Origin of the sequence: Streptomyces sp. NBC_00210, assembly GCF_045160975.1 — a bacterium.
GTDB lineage: Bacteria > Actinomycetota > Actinomycetes > Streptomycetales > Streptomycetaceae > Streptomyces.
Genome location: NZ_CP108120.1, coordinates 187,514 through 204,782 on the forward strand (window position 1 = coordinate 187,514; position 17,269 = coordinate 204,782).

Below are 17,269 nucleotides of genomic sequence, written 5' to 3' on the forward strand. Positions count from 1 at the left end.
ATGGGGTCACTCACTCTCACGCTCCTGGTCCTCGTGGGTGGGGTCCTGCCGCAGCCGGTCGGCGACGGCGGCGTAGTGGGACAGGTCGATCACGACCCGGTTCGCGACGTCCGATTCGGGCAGCCCGCGAAGCTTCTCGGCTTCGGCCAGGGCCGCGTGTCGGCGTACACGTGAACGTCCCCACCCGCGTACGGATGAAAAGGGACAGTTGTTGATGCGGTGAGACCTGTTGCCCGCCACTCTGCTGCTTGATCGATGTGGGATGGCGGAGGGCGGTTGACGGTGGTCTTGGATCCGCATCGCTGGCTGGAACTGCGGCGTTTCCGTGGCCTGTTGGAGTCCGGGGCGATAAGTCTGTCGGAGATCGCCAGGGAGACGGGGCTGGACAGGAAGACGGTCCGCAAGTACCTCTCTGCACCTGGTCCGGCGACTCCTCCGAGGCGGTCGGCGAACGGGCGGTCACGGGCGAGGGCAATCGACGAGTTCGCGCCGCTGGTCGACTCGATGCTGCGGGCCGAGGTCCTGATGAAAGCGGCGGTCATCCACGAACGGCTTGCCAGCGAGTACGGGTTCACCGGCAACTACCAGCGGACGAAGCTCTACGTCCAGGATGCCCGTCCCAGGATCGCCGAGGAACTCGGCATCACGCCGAAGGAACTGGCGGGCATGCACCGCCGCTTCGAGGTCATCCCGGGCGCCCAGGCCCAGGTGGACTGGGGCGACGAGGGAAGGACCCTCGCCCACATGGGCATCGGCAAGGTCTACTCCTTCCACATGACGCTGTCGTACTCCCGTGACCCGTTCTGCTGCTTCACCACCAGCCAAGACCTGCAGTCGTTCTTCGACTGCCACCGCCGGGCGTTTTCCCACTTCGGCGGGGTGCCCATGACGATCGTTTACGACCGCACCAAGACCGTCGTCCGCCGGCATGTCGCCCCCGGCGAGGCGGTCCCGCTGCATCCGGAGGCGGTCGGCTTCGCCGGCCACTACGACTTCGACATCGATGTCCTGGCCGCCTACCGGCCCACCGGCAAAGGCCGCGTCGAACGCCAGGTGCTGATCGTCCGAGATCACGTGCTGTCCGGCCGGGCTTTCTGCTCCGTCGAGGAGATGGACGCCGCGTTCGCCGCGTGGGTGCCGCTCCGGCGGGCTCAGATCCACAAGACACACCGGGAGGTCATCGGCGAGCGGGCGGCCCGCGACCACGCGGCCCTCAAACCGCTGCCGCCGACCCCCTATCTGGTGGCCGAGCGGCACCTGCGGCCGGTCGGCAAGGACTGCCTGGTCGCCTTCGGCGGCAACCTCTACTCGGTGCCCGCCCGGCGCGTCCGCCCGCGCCAGCTGGTGGAGATCCGGGCCACGAAGTCGCAGGTCATGCTGCACTCCACCGTCCCCGGCACCGACGGCGACACGCTGCTGGCCATGCATGCGCGGGTGGTCGGCCGCGGTGTCCGCGTTGTCGAGGAACAGCACTGGGACGGCCTGCCCACCGGCAAGGGACGCCGAACCACCACCGGCGACATCCCGCCCCGGCCCCGCCCGCAGCCCCGAGGTGAAGAAGCCGGCCCGTTGCAGGCCCTGCTGAACCGGGCCGCCGCCACCCGGATCGAGGTCGGCCGCCGTCCGCTGTCGGTCTATGACGAACTGACCGGCACCCGCCCCTTCACCACCAGCCGACCGACGAAGGAATCCTCTTGAGCGAGCTGACCGGCAACCGCATCCGCACCACGGCCGGCAAGCTCGGCCTGCCCCACCTGGCGGAAACCATCAACGAGTTCACCCGGCGCGCGGACGAGGCGAAGATGGGCTACCTCGACTTCCTCGACCTGGTCCTCTCCGAAGAACTCGCCGTCCGTGACGACCGCCGCTTCCGCACCTGCCTGCGGACCTCAAAGCTGCCGCACCACAAGACGCTCGACGAATACGACTTTTCCTTCCAGCCCGAACTCGACCCGCGCAAGGTCAAGGACTTGGCCACCTTGTCCTTCGTCGAGGCCAAGGCGAACGCGGCCCTGCTCGGTCCGCCCGGGGTCGGCAAGACGCATATCGCCGTCGCTCTCGCGGTCGCGGCCTGCCGGGCCGGCTACTCGATCTACTTCACCAGTCTCGACGACATGGTCCGCAACCTCAAAGCCGCCGAAGCGACGGGCCGGCTGACCAGCAAGCTCGGTTCCTACCTTCGGCCGAGCGTCCTGGTGGTCGATGAGGTCGGCTACCAGCCCCTCGAACGAGCGGAAGCGAACCTGGTCTTCCAGGTCATCTCCAAGCGCTACGAGAAGGGCTCGATCATCCTCACCTCGAACAAGACCTTCAGCGAATGGGGCCAGGTCTTCGGCGACGAAGTCCTCGCCACCGCCATCCTCGACCGCCTCCTGCACCACTGCGAAGTGATCGCCATCAACGGCCCCAGCTACCGACTCAAGAACCGACTCAAGGCCATCGAGCGAGAGAACGAAGTGGCCTGACAGCTGGGGACGTTCATCTGTACGCGGCTGGGGAGCTGAGGCCGTACGCCGACACCGCGGCCGACGGGGGCCGGCGGACTTTGGTGCGGCAGGGCGCCTTGTCGGAGAACGAGGCCAGCACCGCGCGTTCGAGGGCGATGACGTGTCCGGAATCGCGGATGGTCTGCCCGGCCCCGTCCGGCGCCCGCCGGTGCTGGGCGATGATCGCGCGTCCGGCAGTCACGACATGCAGGTCGTCTTCGCCGAGCCGGACCCGGACGGTGACTTGGGCGCCGGTCAGCCCGGGTGGGACGGAGTAGTAGTTCCCGGCGAAGGACACCAGCCCTTGCGGGCTGACGGTCCGGGTCTGTTCCAGCTCGGCGGGGAACGGCCGGGTCGGTAGCTCGAGCAAGGGCTCGGTCTCGGCAAGTTCACCGACGGTTGTGGACGCTCCGTCGATCTTGCGTTTGCGGCTGTCCATCTGCACGGCCAGTTTGTCGATGCCGTTCTGCCCGGCTTCGATGCTGATGCCGTCCGGGACCGTTCGCCACCAGCGTTGTGCCGCCGAGTGGTTGGCCTTCTCCACCACACCCTTGCGGTTGCCGCGACGCGGAGGGCAGATGTCAACGCCGGTCCCGTAGTACTTCGCGACAGCGGCGAAGGTCGGCAGGAGCCGTCCGGTCGGTGGATGACAGACAGTGGACATCCGGTCGAACCGCCACCTGTGAGCGGTCCCGCCCAAGCGCCGCAGCACCGAATCGAGGGCCTGGACCAGATGCGGGAAGGTCTCGGCTTCTGCGAGCACGGCTCGCCATCGTCCGGAATGAGACAGGGCACCGACGAGGAGATGCGCGTGAGCACCGACACCCCATTCCTCGGGCGGGTCGGGCAGTTCCACCCAGTCGAACTGAATCTCCTCGCCCGGCGGATGCGCGATGATCGCGACGTCTCTGCCACTCGAGGCCCGGCACGGTTCGCAGTGCGGACGAGCCTGATACCGCCGCAGAGCCCGAGTGAAAGTGGAGTAGCCGCCCGCATAGCCGAGTTCGACGACCTCCTCGAAGAGCGTCGATGCCCACAAATGAGGGTCGTCGCTCAGCCGCTGGCGGCAGTACTCCAAGAAAGGCATGAACGCGTCCGGCGACTGACGCCGATATCCCGAGACCCGCTCGCCGTTCAGATAGGCGCGGACCGTCTTGCGGTCGTGCCCCAGATGCCGGGCGATCGCAGAGATCGACCAGCCCTGACGACGCAACGCGTGAGCATCCACGTCTTCCTCCCAGCTGAGCATCCAGGCCCCTCGAACAGGCCGAACCCGTCGCGCACCGAGGCTGTCCGAGCCGAGACCGACGCATCCAGACACGCCGAGGAAGATCACGCAATGGGTGGGGAGATCAACTGAGCAGGTTTGGCCAGCTCAAGAGCGACACCTGAGGAGATTCAAGGTTCTGACCGCGATTCCGTGAAGACGGTGATCATGGCGATGTGAGGATGCGTGTTCGGAGGAGAGTGAAGGACGCGCGTCCATACATGCTTCTCTTGAGGAGCTTGACCCGGCAGACGTGGCCTTCTACGACGCCCGAACTCCAGCGGAGCGTGAGGCCAGCCGTGACGGCGTCGAAGTCCTGACGGAGGGAGCCTGCGAAGGACCGCAGGGGCGGGAGGTCGCTCTTCTCGGCGTGCCGGATCCACTCACCGAGCATGTTGCCCCGGCGGTGGCGGACGAGGTCAGTGAACACGCGGGCCAGATCGCAGGCATTGGTGATGTCAGGGCAGGCCAGCCTGACCTGTTCGAGCTGTGCTGTCTCGCGGGTGGAGAGTTGGTCTCTCGCCCGCATGATCAGGCCCGTGATCGTGCGGGGGTTGGGAATGTGAGCGGGGGCGGGGACGGCGACGTTCTTGCGCAGTGAAAGCACGTAGCGTGTGAGAGTCGAGTAGCCCCCGCGGAATCCGCGGTCCACGATCTGCTGGTAGAGCTCGGCCGCGTTGGTGTTGCCCGCGGCGTACTGGGCCTGGAGAAACGGCTTGAAGCGGTCGAGGGGGGAATTGCGCCGGTCCCGGGCTGAGGCGATCAAGGTTTCGAGGTCGGTGTCGCGGTAGCGGCGTGCGGTCTTGCGGTCCAGGCCGAGACGCCGGGCAACTTCACTGAGCGGGTATCCGGTGTCGACCAGGCGGTTGACCTCCTCGTATCGTCGTCGGACCCGATCGATGATCAGCGTGGGCGGCAGCGCGTCAAGCAGCGGCATCCTGGGCGGGTCTCCGGCGACCTCTTCCGCGTATTTCCGCAGGCAGGGACGGTGCTGATGGCACGTCTTCTCCACTGCACGGGACAGGTTCTGCAGCAGGTGCCAGCGATCGGCCACCTCGGTAGCCTGCGGGGCGGCCTCCTTGACCGCCCGGGAATAGGTGCTGGCCCGGTCACGGCAGATGATCTCCGCTCCAGGATGTTCGCGCAGCCAGGCAGAGAAGGTCTCCGATGTGCGGTCGGGCAGCACGTCGACCACGCGGGCGGTCTCGACGTCGACCAGGATCGTGCCGTAGGTCCGGCCCTTGCGGAAGGCGAACTCGTCGACGCCCAGCACCCGGGGGGCCCGTTCCGGGACCAGCGGGGCCTCCAGCAGACCGAGCAGGCGGGTCCGGCCGGCGGCAAGACGTAACTGGCGGCACAGACGCTCGCCCGCGCGGCCGCCCGATTGCTCTGCGATCGCCTTCAACCAGGACTTCAGCCCGACACTCGACCTGCAGTATCGCTCGGTGAGTCCACCGACCTGTTCGGCGAAAGTCTTGCGCGGGCAGGATTTCCCGTCGCAGAAGAACCTGCGAACCGTGAGCCTGACCACCACCTGCCGGGAACCTACGGGCCGCTCGGCGAGGCGACGTTGATACAGACTGTGCACCCGTTTAGCCCGACGCAAGCAGTCCGGACACCTGCCAGGCCGACCCGTGGAGGCAACCTCCACCACAAGCTCGTCGCGTGAGGACTGGATGCCGCTTACCTGCACGCTGACCCCAGGGAACAGGACTTCATCGACCGCCTTGATCACCACAGACCTGGAGACCCAGGTGAAACGATCCCTCGTTCCCACCGCTGACCTGCGGTTTCACGGAATCGCGGTCAGAACCAGATTCAAAGAGCGCCATCAGCGTGGGCGTCAAACGGGAATCTCGATCGGGTGATCGCTAGCTTCTCAGCCAGGGTGAGGCGCGTTCGCGAATCCATGACGCGGCCAAGGTTGTCCAGGTCGCCACGTCTCCCGCGCCTTCGGCCAGGCCGAGACTGTGCGGACCGTGTGCGAACACGTGAACGGCGTGGGGGATGTTGTGGGCTGCAAGCGCGGCAGCAAGTCGGTAGGTGTGTTCGGGAGGGACGTAGCTGTCCTCCGCTGTGTGCCACACGAAGAATGGTGGTGACTCAGGCGTCACCAGCGCGTCCAGAGACGTCGAGTGCCGCAGCGCCGGGCCGGCATCCTCCCCCAGCAGGATCAGTCTGGCGGGGCGGTAGGTCTCGGTCTCCATCGACGTGATCGCATATCCGAGAACCGCGAACTGTACGGCTTCCTGCGCCTCGTTACCGGGTGCGAGCGCCGCAAGGCCGGCCAGGTGGCCGCCCGCGGAGAATCCCATCAGACCGATGCGGTCCGCCCCACTCGCGCGGCGGCGCCGGATCTCGGCACGGAGGGCATGGAGCGGTACTGGGTGTCTGGCGTTGAGCGGATAGCGGAAGACACTCGCCTGCACACCGAGCCCGCTGAGCCAATCGACGATCGGTTCCGCCTCGTGCGGCGCATGCTCGGCGTACCCACCGCCCGGGAGGACGATCACGTGCATTCTTGCCACTGGCGGTCCCTCGCTTGAGCAGCTGCGGCTATTGCGGCGCGGCGGACGCGGCAGCCTGTTTGATGAGGTCGGCCACTGCGGCCGGTTGTGACACGTAGATGGAATGGCTGCCCGCGGCCTCGACGGTGGTCGCGCCGGCTCGTCCGGCCATGGTGCGCTGGGCAGGCGGGGGGATCATCTTGTCGTCGGTGGTGATCAGGTACCAGCTTCGCTTGGTCCGCCAGGCGGCCTCCGTGACCGGCTGGCCGAGGGCGTCCACGCCCCAGGGGACCTGTGAGTTGGCCATGAACGCGGCCAGGTCGGCGGCCAGGTCACCGGCGAACGCTGCGGGGAATTTGTCCCGGTCGAGGAAGAGGAGGCCGTCCTTGGGCGGCAGGATCGGTGGTCCGGGCACGTCGGTGGGGAAGCCGCCGAGGAGCGTGTTGACCGACTCGCCCGCGTCCGGTACGAACGCCGCGATGTACACCAGGGCCGCCACGTTCGGGCTGGTGCCCGCTTCGGTGATGACCGCGCCGCCGTAGGAATGACCGACCAGCACGACCGGGCTGTCCTGCGCGTCGATGATCAGCCGCGCCGCGGCGGCGTCGCCCTGCAGAGACAGGGTCGGGTTCTGCACCACGGCGACGCGGTAGCCGTCGCGGGCGAGCAGGTCGTAGACCGGCCGCCAGCCGGATCCGTCCACGAAACCACCGTGTACTAGAACGATTGCGGCCCTGTCAGCCATGGAACGGTGTCCTTTCGGTGGAGCCGGACGTGCCGACTCACCAAGCAAATCTCGACCGGGCGGCCACCGCACGCTGAGCCCTGCTGGGAGGCCGCTGAAAGACGGACTTCGCTGGCGCCTCCCTCGACATCGCCGCGGCTCGCTACCCGGACTGCGCAACGCCGCCGAAGCTGTCGTCGGCGCCATCACCGGCTCCCGGCAGTTTCCATCCAGTTCAGCTGTCTGCAGGCGGCGGTTGTTCGCTGTCGGCCTGGCTGATTTCGACCAGCCCTGCCCGGGCGATTCGCCGCCAGCGCCATCCGGCCCTTCGGTCGCGCGCGAGGCGGCGCAGGATGTCCGTGAGGTGCGGGTCTTCGAGTTCGGCCAGGGATCGAGCAGCTGTCAGTCGGGTGCGTCCGCCGAGGGATGGGTTGTCGGCCAGGGCACGAAGGACATCCGGGGCTCGGAGGTCTCCGAGCTCGGCCAGTATCGAAGAGACGGCGACGCGGCAGATGGGGTGCAGGCTGGTGTCCTGGGTGAGGCGGTGCGCCAGGTCGGCAGCGCCGGGGTCGTCGAGTTCGAACAGTGTGTGCGCTGCGGTGGCGCGTGCCCGCCTGCTGGCGCTTGTGTCCTCAGCGATGGTGCGCAAGAGGTCATTGGCGCGAGGATCGTTGCGCATCCCCAGAGCCTGCGCTGCAAACAAGCGCGCCGTTTCGATGAAGATGCCCTTGCCCAGGTCGGCGTCGGTGGCCAGGGCGTAGGCGAGGTCCGGTGCGCGTGGATCGCCCTCTTCTGCCATACAGAGCATGGCGGCCGCTCGTCCGAGGGGATGGAGTGTGGTGTCGAGCGCGAGCGCATGGACGGGGTCCGGCGCTGAAGGGTCGCCGAGCGGTATGAGTTGTTCGGCCGCCTGGAGTCGAGGTGATGCCACCAGAAGGAACATGATCCTGTCCGGATTGATGTGCAGGTCAATGAGCAGACCGGCGAACCGCGATTGGTCGAGCGCGCCCAGTACGTGAACGGCTGTTCGCAGGAGCCGACTGGGTGTGCCCTGGGTTGCGAGATCGCGAAGGCCGGTGATCGCCTTGCGGTAGGCATCGTGCGGCAGGGTAGTACCCAGCAGCGACAGCTCGACGATGAACGTCCAGCCGTCCAGGCCCCCTCGGGCTGCCAGTCGATCGAGCTCAGCCGACCGTATGTCCGGGTCTTCTTCCGCCAGGACGTCGAGAAGGAAACCCGCGTAGGAGACCTGTCCTGTCGGCGGCTCCCAGTAGCGCCGGAACCAGAGGCGGGGAGGGATGCCGAGGAGGTAGAAGAACGGCCAGTAGCGTCGGGGCGGAGGGAAGAGGCGTTGGAGGGCTTGGCTGCCGGTCTTCCGGTCGCGCACGTAGTGGCGGGCGGCAAGGTACTCCATCAACGTGTGGTGGAGGAAGACCAGTTCACCGGCTTCGTCGGCGAGTAGACCGCTGCGAGCCAACGCGGTGTGCAGGAAGGAACGCCACTCGTCGTCGAGCACGCCGGGCGGGCAGTGCACGTCGGGATGGGACAGCAGAATGTCTACGGGGGGCATGTTGTTGCCGCCGCTGTACCGCTCGGCTGCGAGATAGCCGATCAGGTCGGCGAGACGGGCGAGAACGGTCTCAGCGTGGTGCACCGCCTGCGAGCCGCAGTTCCTCAAGGGCGCGTGGAGGGCCTTGGAAGCGTGCAGGCCGCCTTGCGTATGCCGGTTCTTATGGAGCAGGTCGACGAATGCACCGTAGAGGCTGCCGCGGCTGGAGGGCAGCGGCGCCTCGGGACGTGTTGCATAGATCTGGCAGAGCATGGCGGTCATCAGGGGGATGCGCGCCAGATCGCGCAGCCCCGTCTCCTTCACTGCGTCCAGAAACCGCTGGGCGACGGACTCTGGTTTGTCCACCCTCATGGTGCGAAACCACCGTGCGGCAACGGTCGGCAGATCGTCGTCGTGGAAGGGCAGCAGATCGAAGAGGGGGAAGTCCACTTCCTTCAGCTCGTCGCTGGGCAGGGGACGGGTGGCGATGATGAACCGGTACAGACCGGCGTGCCTGCCTCCGCTGATCTCCGCAACGCGCTTCAGTACTCTGACCCGCACGGCAGAGTCGGTGACCTCATCCAGTCCATCGATCAGGATCAGCCAGCTTGCCCCTGGCGCGGGTGCAGTGCTGAAGAACGCGACGGGGAGCGCGTCGACCAGCCCTCCCAACTCCCTGTTCACCGCGGTGGCGAGGGCCTTGGCCAGCGGAGCGCCGTCAAGAGCCGCAGCCGAGACGAGCACCGGCACTGCTGGCCTCACCTGCCCGTCCCGTATCCGCGCCGCCTCCTGCACCAGCAGGGACCGCAGCAGACTGGACTTCCCGCCGCCCGGACCGCTCACGACGATGCACGATCCGGCTTGTAGCAGCCGGTCTGCAGGCATGTCGTGTGCCCGGGCCTGCGATGGTTCGGCGCTGTCAGAGCGCACGCTCCGCCGGCTGATCTGCTGAGGCAGATACACCTTCGCCAGTGAGGGCACCGCACCTGGCAGCACACCGGCATAGGGATGGTCCCCGGCGGAGCTGCGGGCGGCCTCCAGATAAGTGTCCAGCCCGGCTGAACGCCCCGTCACCGTCTCACGGCATAACCTCCGGCGGATATCGTCGATACGCGCCGCGTCGATGCGTTTGTTGCGAATCCTCGCCCCGGGCTCTGGCTCAATTACCAGGGCGATGTGCTCGAATCCGAGCCGGCCCTGCATGGCATCGCGGGTGCGGCGCAGCAGTTCGAGATAGAGGGCGTTGACCTCCTTGACTGTGAGGTCGGGATTGAGACTGCCGAGGAAGCGGCAGTTGTACTGCTCAAGATCGACACGCCGGTGCAGAGGACGCACCCTCACCAATGAGAGAAAGGACGCCACCTCCTCCTCATCGGCACCAAGATGCTCAGCGACCCTCTTCCGGCACTGCTCGTCACCGCCGCCCTGCCCGCGGGAGAGCGCCAGCAACACGGCATCCTGCGGATCCAGGACTCCTTCGATCCCAGCGCTGAGCTGGTACGAGATCCCGCAGGACCGGACCGTCAGATGGGTGCGCCACAGGCTTCGAAGAGGACCCTTCTTGATGACCGCGGCCAGCGTCCACGGAGCCGGCGCGTCCTTTGTCTTGATCTGCTGGAAATCCCAGAGCACCTCCGTGGCCCCGCCCTGTTGCGCGGTCGTGGCTACCACGATGTCCTCAATGTGCTCGCACGTCACATGCCGCACCGGCCCCCCGGCCAGCATCTGCAGCACTGACTGCACAGCGACGTGGACCTGGTACTCGTAGCGTTCCAAGGTGACTGAGCCGGAGTCATCTGCCGCCTCGGCATCGATCGGATCAGCCACCCCGCCCCCGCACAAACTGTCCTTCCCTTGCAACGCAGCGTAACGCAGGGAGCCGCCCGCCACCTCTTCTTCGCCACCTGCATCGAGGCCGCCGGCTGGACTCTCCTGGGGCAGGGACCACGACCAGCGCGGAAATGGACACCGAGGTCACCGTCACCACGCGCAAGGTCGCCGACTTCGCCCGCTACCTGCGTGCCCGCGCCGACGGCTGCCAGCGCAGTGGGCGAGCCGCAGGTCACGCTGCTCTGGGTGTTGGCTGGCGCCAAGGCGGCGCGGCGGGACGATACCCCCGAAATCTGCAACCCAGTGGATCGCAGTGACAGCCGAGCGCTCGCCGGCCGTGAAGGGACATCCTGGGGGCAGCAGCGAAGCTGGACCGTCTGTACGGCCTTGATGCTGTCTACCGGGATACCTGAATGTCCGTCACCATATGTTTGGGCGTACGACATTGAGGGGGCAGTGTGGGCAAGCATGAGAAGCCGCCGGCCGATCCCTCCAAGGGCAAACCGCCACCGGGAATCAGTGATGGACAGGTGCCGCCTCCGCGGTCGTCAGACGGCAAGCACAAAAAGTAGAAGTAGGAGTCGTGTCCCCCTTCGGTGAGCAGCGTCGCCGCCTGACTGCCGCGATGGATCAGCGTGGCGCCTGGCCGAACCGGTCGCCATGGATCCGTGAAGCTGTTGATGCCCTGCCCCGTGATCTGTTCGCCCCGGACCGTCTGTGGCGCTGGGACGGCCACACCTACACGCCAGTGGACCGTGAGTTGGACGCTGAAGCGTGGGGGGCCGAGGTGTATGCGGATCCTGACGCGGCGGCCGTCACCCAGGTCACCGAGGGCCGGGCTTCCTCCAGCCTCTCGTGTCAGGCGGTGGTGGTGGACATGCTGGATTCCCTGCTCCTGGAGCCGGGGCAGCGCGTGCTGGAGCTGGGTACCGGTACCGGCTGGAACGCTGCACTGCTCGCTCATCGTGCGGGCCCCCACCGGGTGACCAGCGTGGAAGTCGACCCCGAACTGGCCGCTGCTGCCCGCAAGCGGCTGGAGACGGCGGAAGCCCGGGTAGAAGTCGAAGCCGGCGACGGTACCGCGGGATGGTCCCAGGGCGCGCCGTACGACCGGGTCATCTCGACCTACGCCGTCGACCGTGTGCCATGGGCGTGAGTGGCCCAGACCCGCCCGGGCGGAAGAATCATCACCCCCTGGGGCTGGCTCGGGCACGTGGCACTCACCGTCGCCACGGACGGCCGGTCGGCGACCGGCTGGGTCCAGGGCCTCGCCCAATTCATGCCCGCCCGCGGGACCCACAGCGGACTTGAAGACTTCAGCCAGGTCCGCGGCGGCCACCCCGCCGCCGACGAACGCCCGTGGGAGCGGGATCTGGCCCCCCTGCGCGACGACTGGCACCTCCGGTTCGCACTGCGCGTCGCCCTGCCCGAGGTGCGCATCACCGTGGCCGCCGACGACGACGGGCTCAACGCCTGGCTCCACGACGGCACCACCTCCTGGGCCGCGCTCTCAGCCCTCGGCGACGGCAAAACCCTCACCTACCAGGGCGGTCCGCGCCGCCTGGCCGACGAGCTCGAAAACGCGTGGGACGGATGGTTGGATGCGGGCAACCCGGAGCTGTACGACTACGGCCTGACAGTCGAACCGCACCGCCAGTACGCCTGGACACGCGACGCGCAGACCGGATTGCGATGGCCTCTGGCACCGCAATGAGCGCTCCAGCACAAGTGCCCGTTCCGAATCGTGCCTGCTATTCACGCTGTTGAGCGACGCTCTGCATGACCAGGCACCACAGGCCAGGCTGCTCTCTCACTTCTGCGCCCGCGGCCCGTGTCAGGGCCATGCAGGACCGAACGCGGCGGCTGACCGTGCCAAGGGCCCCAGGAGCGGCCGCCGTTGCCTCAGAGATCGCCCGGACAATTCCTAGTCGTCCACGGCCCCCGGGGCCAGAGCCGGGGCCGGAAACACGAAGCGGGCCTCGGCGCCCGACCACCAGACACCGACGGCGAAGACGGCAGTGGCCTCCAGCAGGGCGGCACGGCCGAGCCCGCCGCAGGGCAGCGGCGTGCAGCCCATGGAGGCGATGAGCCGAGCCACCCGCGTGGCGGCGCCTGGTTCGTCGGTGCAGAACGGCACCGCCAGTGGCGCCCCTTCGAAGGTCGGCCGGTCCAGGGTCCAGATGCTCTCGTGGCACACCCCGAATGCCTTCACCACATGGGCGCCGGGGGCGGCGTCCGCGATGAGCCGGGCGACGGAGGTGGCGCCACCGCCGGTGGTCAGGGCCGGGCCGTCCGGGCCCGGCGCCATCGGAACGGTGCAGTCGATCAACGTTCGCCCGGCCAGCAGGTGAGCCAGTTCCTTGGCCAACTGCGGCGCGGCATCTGCCGGTACGGCAGTCAGTACCACCTCCCCGTGGGCCGCAGCCTCGGCGAGGCTGCCGTGCCCGGAGGCGCCGGTCCGCCGGGCGGTGCGGGAGGCCGCCTCGGTGTCCCGACCGCCCACCCGAACGTCATGGCCGGCCCGTATCCAGGCCGCGCCGAGGGCCGTGGCCATCGCCCCTGTCCCCAGAATGCCGATGCGCATGTGCTTGCTCCTGTCGTCAGTGTCGCGGGATGTGCGGGATGTGCGAGGTGCGACGGAAAGGACGCTAGGCGCGCCGATGCACACCACATGGTGTGCATCGGCCGGGCAGGATGAGCGCATGGTCGACGGAGCGGTAGAGGAAGAGGACCTGGGCGAGGACTTGGGCGGCGACGAGTTCGCCGCGGACTGCCAGGCGAGGGTGGCATTCGAAGTACTGGCGAACCGCTGGGACAGCGTGATCGTGTACATCCTCGGCGAGGGCGGACCCATGAGGCCGCGCGCGCTGATCACCCGCATCGGCGGGATCAGCCCCAAGGTACTCAACGAAGCCCTGCGCCGCCTTGAGTACAACGGCCTGGTCGTACGCCAGGCGTACGCCGAGGCCCCACCGCGCGTCGACTACTCCCTCACCGAGGCGGGCATCGCGCTGCTGGGCCCGATCCGTGCGATGGGCGCGTGGGCGGGACGCTACGCCGAAGCCGTCCTGGCGGCCCAGACCCGCCTCGGACCCCGGGAAGATCGACCGGACAGAACCTAATTGGCTGCCATCCGTGGCTGCAGTGGCCTGGCCGCCCGGCGCCCACGACGACCCGGCCGCCAGATTGGGAAGTGCGACAAAGATCGCTGGGCAAGGCCGCGCAGGCGCGGTCGTCTGCGGCTCGACCTGCACGCACGATCGTCTGGGGCACGATGATTGGGATCTTGCTCTGACTTCCCAACCTGCTGATCAACATCAGTCCCACCGGGACCCGGTCCACCGGGCCCAACACAGCTCCACTGGGAAGCCGTTGAGGGCTTCATTTGGTGATACTCGCTGGGGGGCTTCGGCGTGATGAACAGGCTCCTGTGAACCTTTCAGCCTCGAATGTCGACTGTCTCGGTGAGACGTGGCGCGAGACAGGGAGGTGCGGTGAGCGGGGACCGGTTTCGCGACGGGCTGCTGGTGGTGCGCTGCCAACTCGGGGAGCGGGAAGCGTTCCGCGAGCTGGTGCGTGTCTGGCATGCCCCGTTGTGGCGCTACGTGCGGGGCATGGTCGGCTCGCCGCATCTCGCGGACGATCTTGCCCAGGAGGCGTGGGTCGCCGTGGTGCGCGGGCTGCCGCGGCTGCGGCAGCCGGAGCGGTTCGCCCCGTGGCTGTTCACCATCGCTCGGCGCGCGGTCGTCGACCACCTGCGGCAGGCGTACCAGGCTTCAGAGACGTCCATCGAGGAGGCGGGCGCCGTCGTCGATGACGATGACTCTCTCAGCGGCGTGCTGACCACGATGCAGACAGAAGCTGGCCTCAACGGGCTGCCGCCCCTGGAGCGTGAAGTGCTGATTCTGTTTCACCTTGAGGATCTGCCTCTGTCTGCCTGTGCGGAGGTGCTCGGCGTGCCGCCCGGCACGGTCAAGAGCAGGCTGCACCGCGCGCGACGCATGTTGCGGAGCGTCCTTGCCGAGAGGGGATACGAGGCATGAGCGAGCAGAACCCCGCAGCTCAGCGGGATGTGCCCGAGGAACTCGAGCGTGTGGTGGCTGCGGAAGTCTCAGTGGGCTCCCGGATGCGCCACGTGGCCGTGGGACTGGCGGGAGGGTGTGCGGCGGTACTGATCGCGGTGCTGTGGGTCACCGAGCCGCATCCGCTTCCGGCGCGCACCCAGGCCGCCTTCGCCGGACTGATCGTCATCGGGCTGGCCTGGGTCGCCTTCGCCGGGTGGGTGCTGAGCAGGCGCCGACCGCTGTTCGCCCGGGACCGGGTGCTGGGAGCCTGGCTCTCGCTCGTGGTCACCGTGGTGACCGGCGTGGCCGGGACGGCACTGGCCGCGGCACGCGCTACCACAGTCGAGGTTTTGGCCACTGCCTTGGCCGGTGTCGCCCTCGTCGCCGCAGCAAGCCTCGTCCTGGTCCGGGCGCAGTCCCGCCGTCGCGAGCTGCTGCGGCTGCGGGACGCCCTGCGACAAGAAGCCTCCTGAACCCCCGAAATGCGTCCGTCCGGATTCATCCAGATCGTCAGGGAGACTGCCTTGAACAACAAGATCACCCCAGTCGGCCCGCTGGCCCTCGCCCTACGCCTCTGCGGCGCAAGCAAGCGCACCTTCTTCCTGGTTACCACGCTGGCGTTCACAGCACTGCTGATCGGGATCGGCCTGCTACTGACCTGAGCCTTCGAGCGGGCCCATGCTCTGGCGCCAGATGCCACCGTCGTCATCAGCCCCCCGGGCGCCGCAGAGCACCAACGTGGCGTGTCCCTGGGTCGACAGGGCCGGTATCAGGCCCACGTGGGAGAGGCCGATACCGAACTCGATTTCCAGGCCCGAGACCGTGGAGTAGCGACGCTCGATGATCGGTCCCCAACCCGGGTTCGGATCAGCTTGCGCAGACTGAGTTCCTCGGCCAAGGCGTTGTCGGAGTAACGGGGCTCGTCCGTGGTGAGCAGGGCGATGTCGATGTCGGAGTCGGGTCGCATGGCACCATCCACGCATGACCTGACAAGGAGCAGGCCGACGATGCTTCGGCGGTCTTTGGCCCAGCCCGTGATGCGGTCGATGACCTCGCTGATCTCGGCGATCCGTGTCGGTGACAGCTCGGTCGGGCCACGATGCATCGTATTGCCTCCTGACGGGGTAGCGGTTGCTGACCCCGCCAGCTTCTCTGGCCGCCGCCGTGCTGCCGACGGCCTCCTATCCGGATAAATATCTTGAGCGCCGGCGCAGCAAGGGCGCCTACACGCAGGCCCGGGACATCGACCGGGAGACGCACGCGCTGTGCCGCCGGGTCTACGAGAGCGACCATCCGCGCGTGCTGTTGGCCGCCAACAATCTTGCCGTGTCGCTGTTCCTCGTCGGTGACCGGCTGGGGGCCCGGGGCATCGACCGGGATGTCTGGCTGGCCCGACGTCGGTCAGCGGGCCCACACACCCCGACACCCTCAACTCGGCCAGCAACTACGCCCGCGATCTCCGAGAGACGGGATTGCTGCCGGAGGCGCTCGAGGTGCTCCAGGAGACAGTGCAGGCGTTTCGGGACACGACCGGCAAGCGCCATCCGGCGACCCTGCGGGCCGCCCGCAACCTCTCCGCCGTGGTGCGCCGCTTGGGCCGATACGCAGAGGCCGGGGCGCTCAGCGCCGACATCCACGACGCGTCGATGTCCGTGCTCGGCCCCGACCACCCGGAAACGCTGACCAGCACGATGAACCACGCTACGGACGTGGTCGCGGACGGCGATCTGACCGAGGCGGTGCGGTTGGAGCGGGAGGTCCACGACGAGTTCGTACGTGTCCTCGGCGCCGACCATTACGACGCGATCGGCTGTTCGTCGAACCTGGCGCTCGACCTGCGGGAGGCTGGCGCGGAGGACGAGGCCGGGGCGCTGCACCAGGATGCGCTGCCGCTGTGTCAGCGCGTACCTCGGTGACGAGGTTCGGCTGGACGGTGACGTACCGGAGCTTGTTCCCAGAGCCCCATCCAGCGCTGATCTGCATTCCCGTCCACGGATGCTCGGGCCCGCCGGGGGTCAGCGCGGCCCCCAGCTCGCGCCGGCGCCGCGCGGCGGGGCCCGGACGGGTGCGGCGAGGGCGAGCGGCACGGGGAACTCCACCCGCCAAGGGTGACCCGGCACCGTGAATCAATTGGGGAGGCGCAATGCTCAAGCGCGCACGCTGCGAATCGTCGAGGAAGCATTGAAAGCGGGGACGGCACGCTGCGGCTGATCGTCTTCATGGGAGCGGCCGCCTGCGCCGCACTCACCCTCGGTGATCAGCGCCGGGCCGCGCAACCGGCCGCACAACATTCTGGGCACGCACCGCGTCATGTTCGCCGTCGACGACATCAAGGACACCGTTGCCCGCCTGCGCCCTCACGGCGCCGAACTCGTCGGCGAGATCGCCCGGTTCGAGGACAGCTATCTGCTCTGCTACATCCGCGGCCCGGAGGGCATCATCGTCGGACTGGCCGAGCAACTGCGCTGAGAAGGAGAAACCGAACCATGCAGCCGAAGAGATCATCGAGGTTCTGAACCGCCCGATCAGCCAGGAGCTGCTGGCCCGTGACGTGACCCGCCTGGCCTACGTCGTCAAGGACGGAACCCCGCAACGTGCCGATCGCCTTCACCTGGAACGGGTCGCTGGCGCGACGACGGCGGCCCTCACCCGGTTCACGGGCCACCGCACCCCAGACGTCTGCTCGGCTGCACCTGATCGACGGTCTGCCGTTGCTGCGGCCGGACGGCCGCCAGCCCGGACAGCCGATGAACCCGGTCAGCCTCCAAGTCCATCTGCGGAAGATCGGCGTCCCGCCACAGCGCGGCAGGACCTCCGCGATCCGCCAACTCCTCCTACAGGC

At 67.9% G+C, this 17,269-nt stretch carries 17 protein-coding genes and 2 pseudogenes; 12 read left to right on the forward strand and 7 right to left on the reverse strand.

What is annotated here, in order from left to right; translation table 11 throughout:
- The 3 genes from OG729_RS01065 to istB all read left to right on the forward strand — a co-directional run bounded on the left by OG729_RS01065 (window position 1) and on the right by istB (window position 2,465).
- Window positions 1-174, forward strand: coding sequence for a hypothetical protein (locus OG729_RS01065; RefSeq protein ID WP_405803641.1), 174 nt, complete (start codon window positions 1-3; stop codon window positions 172-174).
- Between the two features lie 108 nt (window positions 175-282).
- Window positions 283-1,698: an IS21 family transposase gene (gene istA, locus OG729_RS01070; RefSeq protein WP_405811003.1), complete on the forward strand. Its 1,416-nt coding sequence runs from the start codon at window positions 283-285 to the stop codon at window positions 1,696-1,698.
- Window positions 1,695-2,465 carry an IS21-like element helper ATPase IstB gene (gene istB, locus OG729_RS01075; protein ID WP_405803643.1) on the forward strand — a complete coding sequence of 257 codons (771 nt, stop codon included), beginning with the start codon at window positions 1,695-1,697 and terminating at the stop codon, window positions 2,463-2,465. The genes istA (OG729_RS01070) and istB overlap by 4 nt, the downstream gene beginning before the upstream one ends.
- A gap of 13 nt (window positions 2,466-2,478) precedes the next feature.
- On the opposite strand, the gene istA (OG729_RS01080) is transcribed toward istB, so the two are convergent.
- The 5 genes from istA (OG729_RS01080) to OG729_RS01100 all read right to left on the reverse strand — a co-directional run bounded on the left by istA (OG729_RS01080) (window position 2,479) and on the right by OG729_RS01100 (window position 10,360).
- A complete protein-coding gene (gene istA, locus OG729_RS01080) occupies window positions 2,479-3,735 on the reverse strand; it encodes an IS21 family transposase (RefSeq protein WP_405803645.1) in 1,257 nt (418 codons plus the stop codon).
- Window positions 3,736-3,919: 184 nt separating this feature from the next.
- Window positions 3,920-5,488, reverse strand: coding sequence for an ISL3 family transposase (locus tag OG729_RS01085; RefSeq protein WP_405803646.1), 1,569 nt, complete (start codon window positions 5,486-5,488; stop codon window positions 3,920-3,922).
- 136 nt (window positions 5,489-5,624) lie between these two features.
- Entirely contained in the window at window positions 5,625-6,272 is a 648-nt protein-coding gene (locus tag OG729_RS01090) for an alpha/beta hydrolase (protein WP_405811004.1), read from the reverse strand.
- 37 nt (window positions 6,273-6,309) lie between these two features.
- On the reverse strand, window positions 6,310-7,005 hold the full coding sequence (locus OG729_RS01095) for an alpha/beta fold hydrolase (RefSeq protein WP_405803648.1): 696 nt from the start codon (window positions 7,003-7,005) through the stop codon (window positions 6,310-6,312).
- A gap of 214 nt (window positions 7,006-7,219) precedes the next feature.
- Window positions 7,220-10,360, reverse strand: coding sequence for a dsDNA nuclease domain-containing protein (locus tag OG729_RS01100; RefSeq protein ID WP_405803649.1), 3,141 nt, complete (start codon window positions 10,358-10,360; stop codon window positions 7,220-7,222).
- Window positions 10,361-10,946: 586 nt separating this feature from the next.
- Between OG729_RS01100 and OG729_RS01105 the strand changes: the two genes are divergently transcribed.
- Both OG729_RS01105 and OG729_RS01110 read left to right on the forward strand, forming a co-directional pair.
- A complete protein-coding gene (locus OG729_RS01105; protein WP_405803651.1) occupies window positions 10,947-11,519 on the forward strand; it encodes a protein-L-isoaspartate O-methyltransferase family protein in 573 nt (190 codons plus the stop codon).
- Window positions 11,520-12,077, forward strand: a complete 558-nt coding sequence (locus tag OG729_RS01110) for a hypothetical protein (RefSeq protein ID WP_405803652.1) — start codon at window positions 11,520-11,522, stop codon at window positions 12,075-12,077. It abuts the gene before it with no gap.
- A gap of 210 nt (window positions 12,078-12,287) precedes the next feature.
- Here OG729_RS01110 and OG729_RS01115 read toward each other — a convergent pair whose 3' ends face one another.
- On the reverse strand, window positions 12,288-13,067 hold the full coding sequence (locus tag OG729_RS01115; RefSeq protein ID WP_405803654.1) for an NADPH-dependent F420 reductase: 780 nt from the start codon (window positions 13,065-13,067) through the stop codon (window positions 12,288-12,290).
- Between OG729_RS01115 and OG729_RS01120 the strand changes: the two genes are divergently transcribed.
- The 4 genes from OG729_RS01120 to OG729_RS01135 all read left to right on the forward strand — a co-directional run bounded on the left by OG729_RS01120 (window position 13,066) and on the right by OG729_RS01135 (window position 15,089).
- Window positions 13,066-13,485 (forward strand): winged helix-turn-helix transcriptional regulator, encoded by a 420-nt coding sequence (locus OG729_RS01120; protein ID WP_405803656.1) that lies wholly within the window; start codon window positions 13,066-13,068, stop codon window positions 13,483-13,485. The genes OG729_RS01115 and OG729_RS01120 overlap by 2 nt on opposite strands.
- Before the next feature lie 372 nt (window positions 13,486-13,857).
- Window positions 13,858-14,406 carry an RNA polymerase sigma factor gene (locus OG729_RS01125; protein WP_405803657.1) on the forward strand — a complete coding sequence of 183 codons (549 nt, stop codon included), beginning with the start codon at window positions 13,858-13,860 and terminating at the stop codon, window positions 14,404-14,406.
- Window positions 14,403-14,900: a transmembrane transport protein gene (locus OG729_RS01130; protein WP_405803658.1), complete on the forward strand. Its 498-nt coding sequence runs from the start codon at window positions 14,403-14,405 to the stop codon at window positions 14,898-14,900. The genes OG729_RS01125 and OG729_RS01130 overlap by 4 nt, the downstream gene beginning before the upstream one ends.
- Window positions 14,901-14,951: 51 nt before the next feature.
- The gene (locus OG729_RS01135; protein WP_405803659.1) at window positions 14,952-15,089 is read left to right on the forward strand and encodes a hypothetical protein; all 138 of its coding nucleotides are present in this window, start codon (window positions 14,952-14,954) and stop codon (window positions 15,087-15,089) included.
- 107 nt (window positions 15,090-15,196) lie between these two features.
- Here the strand turns inward: OG729_RS01135 and OG729_RS01140 are convergent, their stop codons facing one another.
- Window positions 15,197-15,532: a nucleotidyltransferase domain-containing protein gene (locus OG729_RS01140; RefSeq protein ID WP_405803660.1), complete on the reverse strand. Its 336-nt coding sequence runs from the start codon at window positions 15,530-15,532 to the stop codon at window positions 15,197-15,199.
- Between the two features lie 59 nt (window positions 15,533-15,591).
- Here OG729_RS01140 and OG729_RS01145 point away from each other — a divergent pair.
- From OG729_RS01145 to OG729_RS01155, 3 genes and pseudogenes are all read left to right on the forward strand, one after another.
- Window positions 15,592-15,837 (forward strand): annotated as a pseudogene (locus OG729_RS01145) (tetratricopeptide repeat protein); the annotation flags it as partial.
- Window positions 15,810-16,343, forward strand: a complete 534-nt coding sequence (locus OG729_RS01150; protein ID WP_405811006.1) for a tetratricopeptide repeat protein — start codon at window positions 15,810-15,812, stop codon at window positions 16,341-16,343. The pseudogene OG729_RS01145 and the gene OG729_RS01150, both read left to right, overlap by 28 nt.
- Before the next feature lie 328 nt (window positions 16,344-16,671).
- A pseudogene (locus OG729_RS01155) lies at window positions 16,672-16,896 on the forward strand (VOC family protein); the annotation flags it as partial.
- Window positions 16,897-17,269 lie beyond the last annotated feature (373 nt).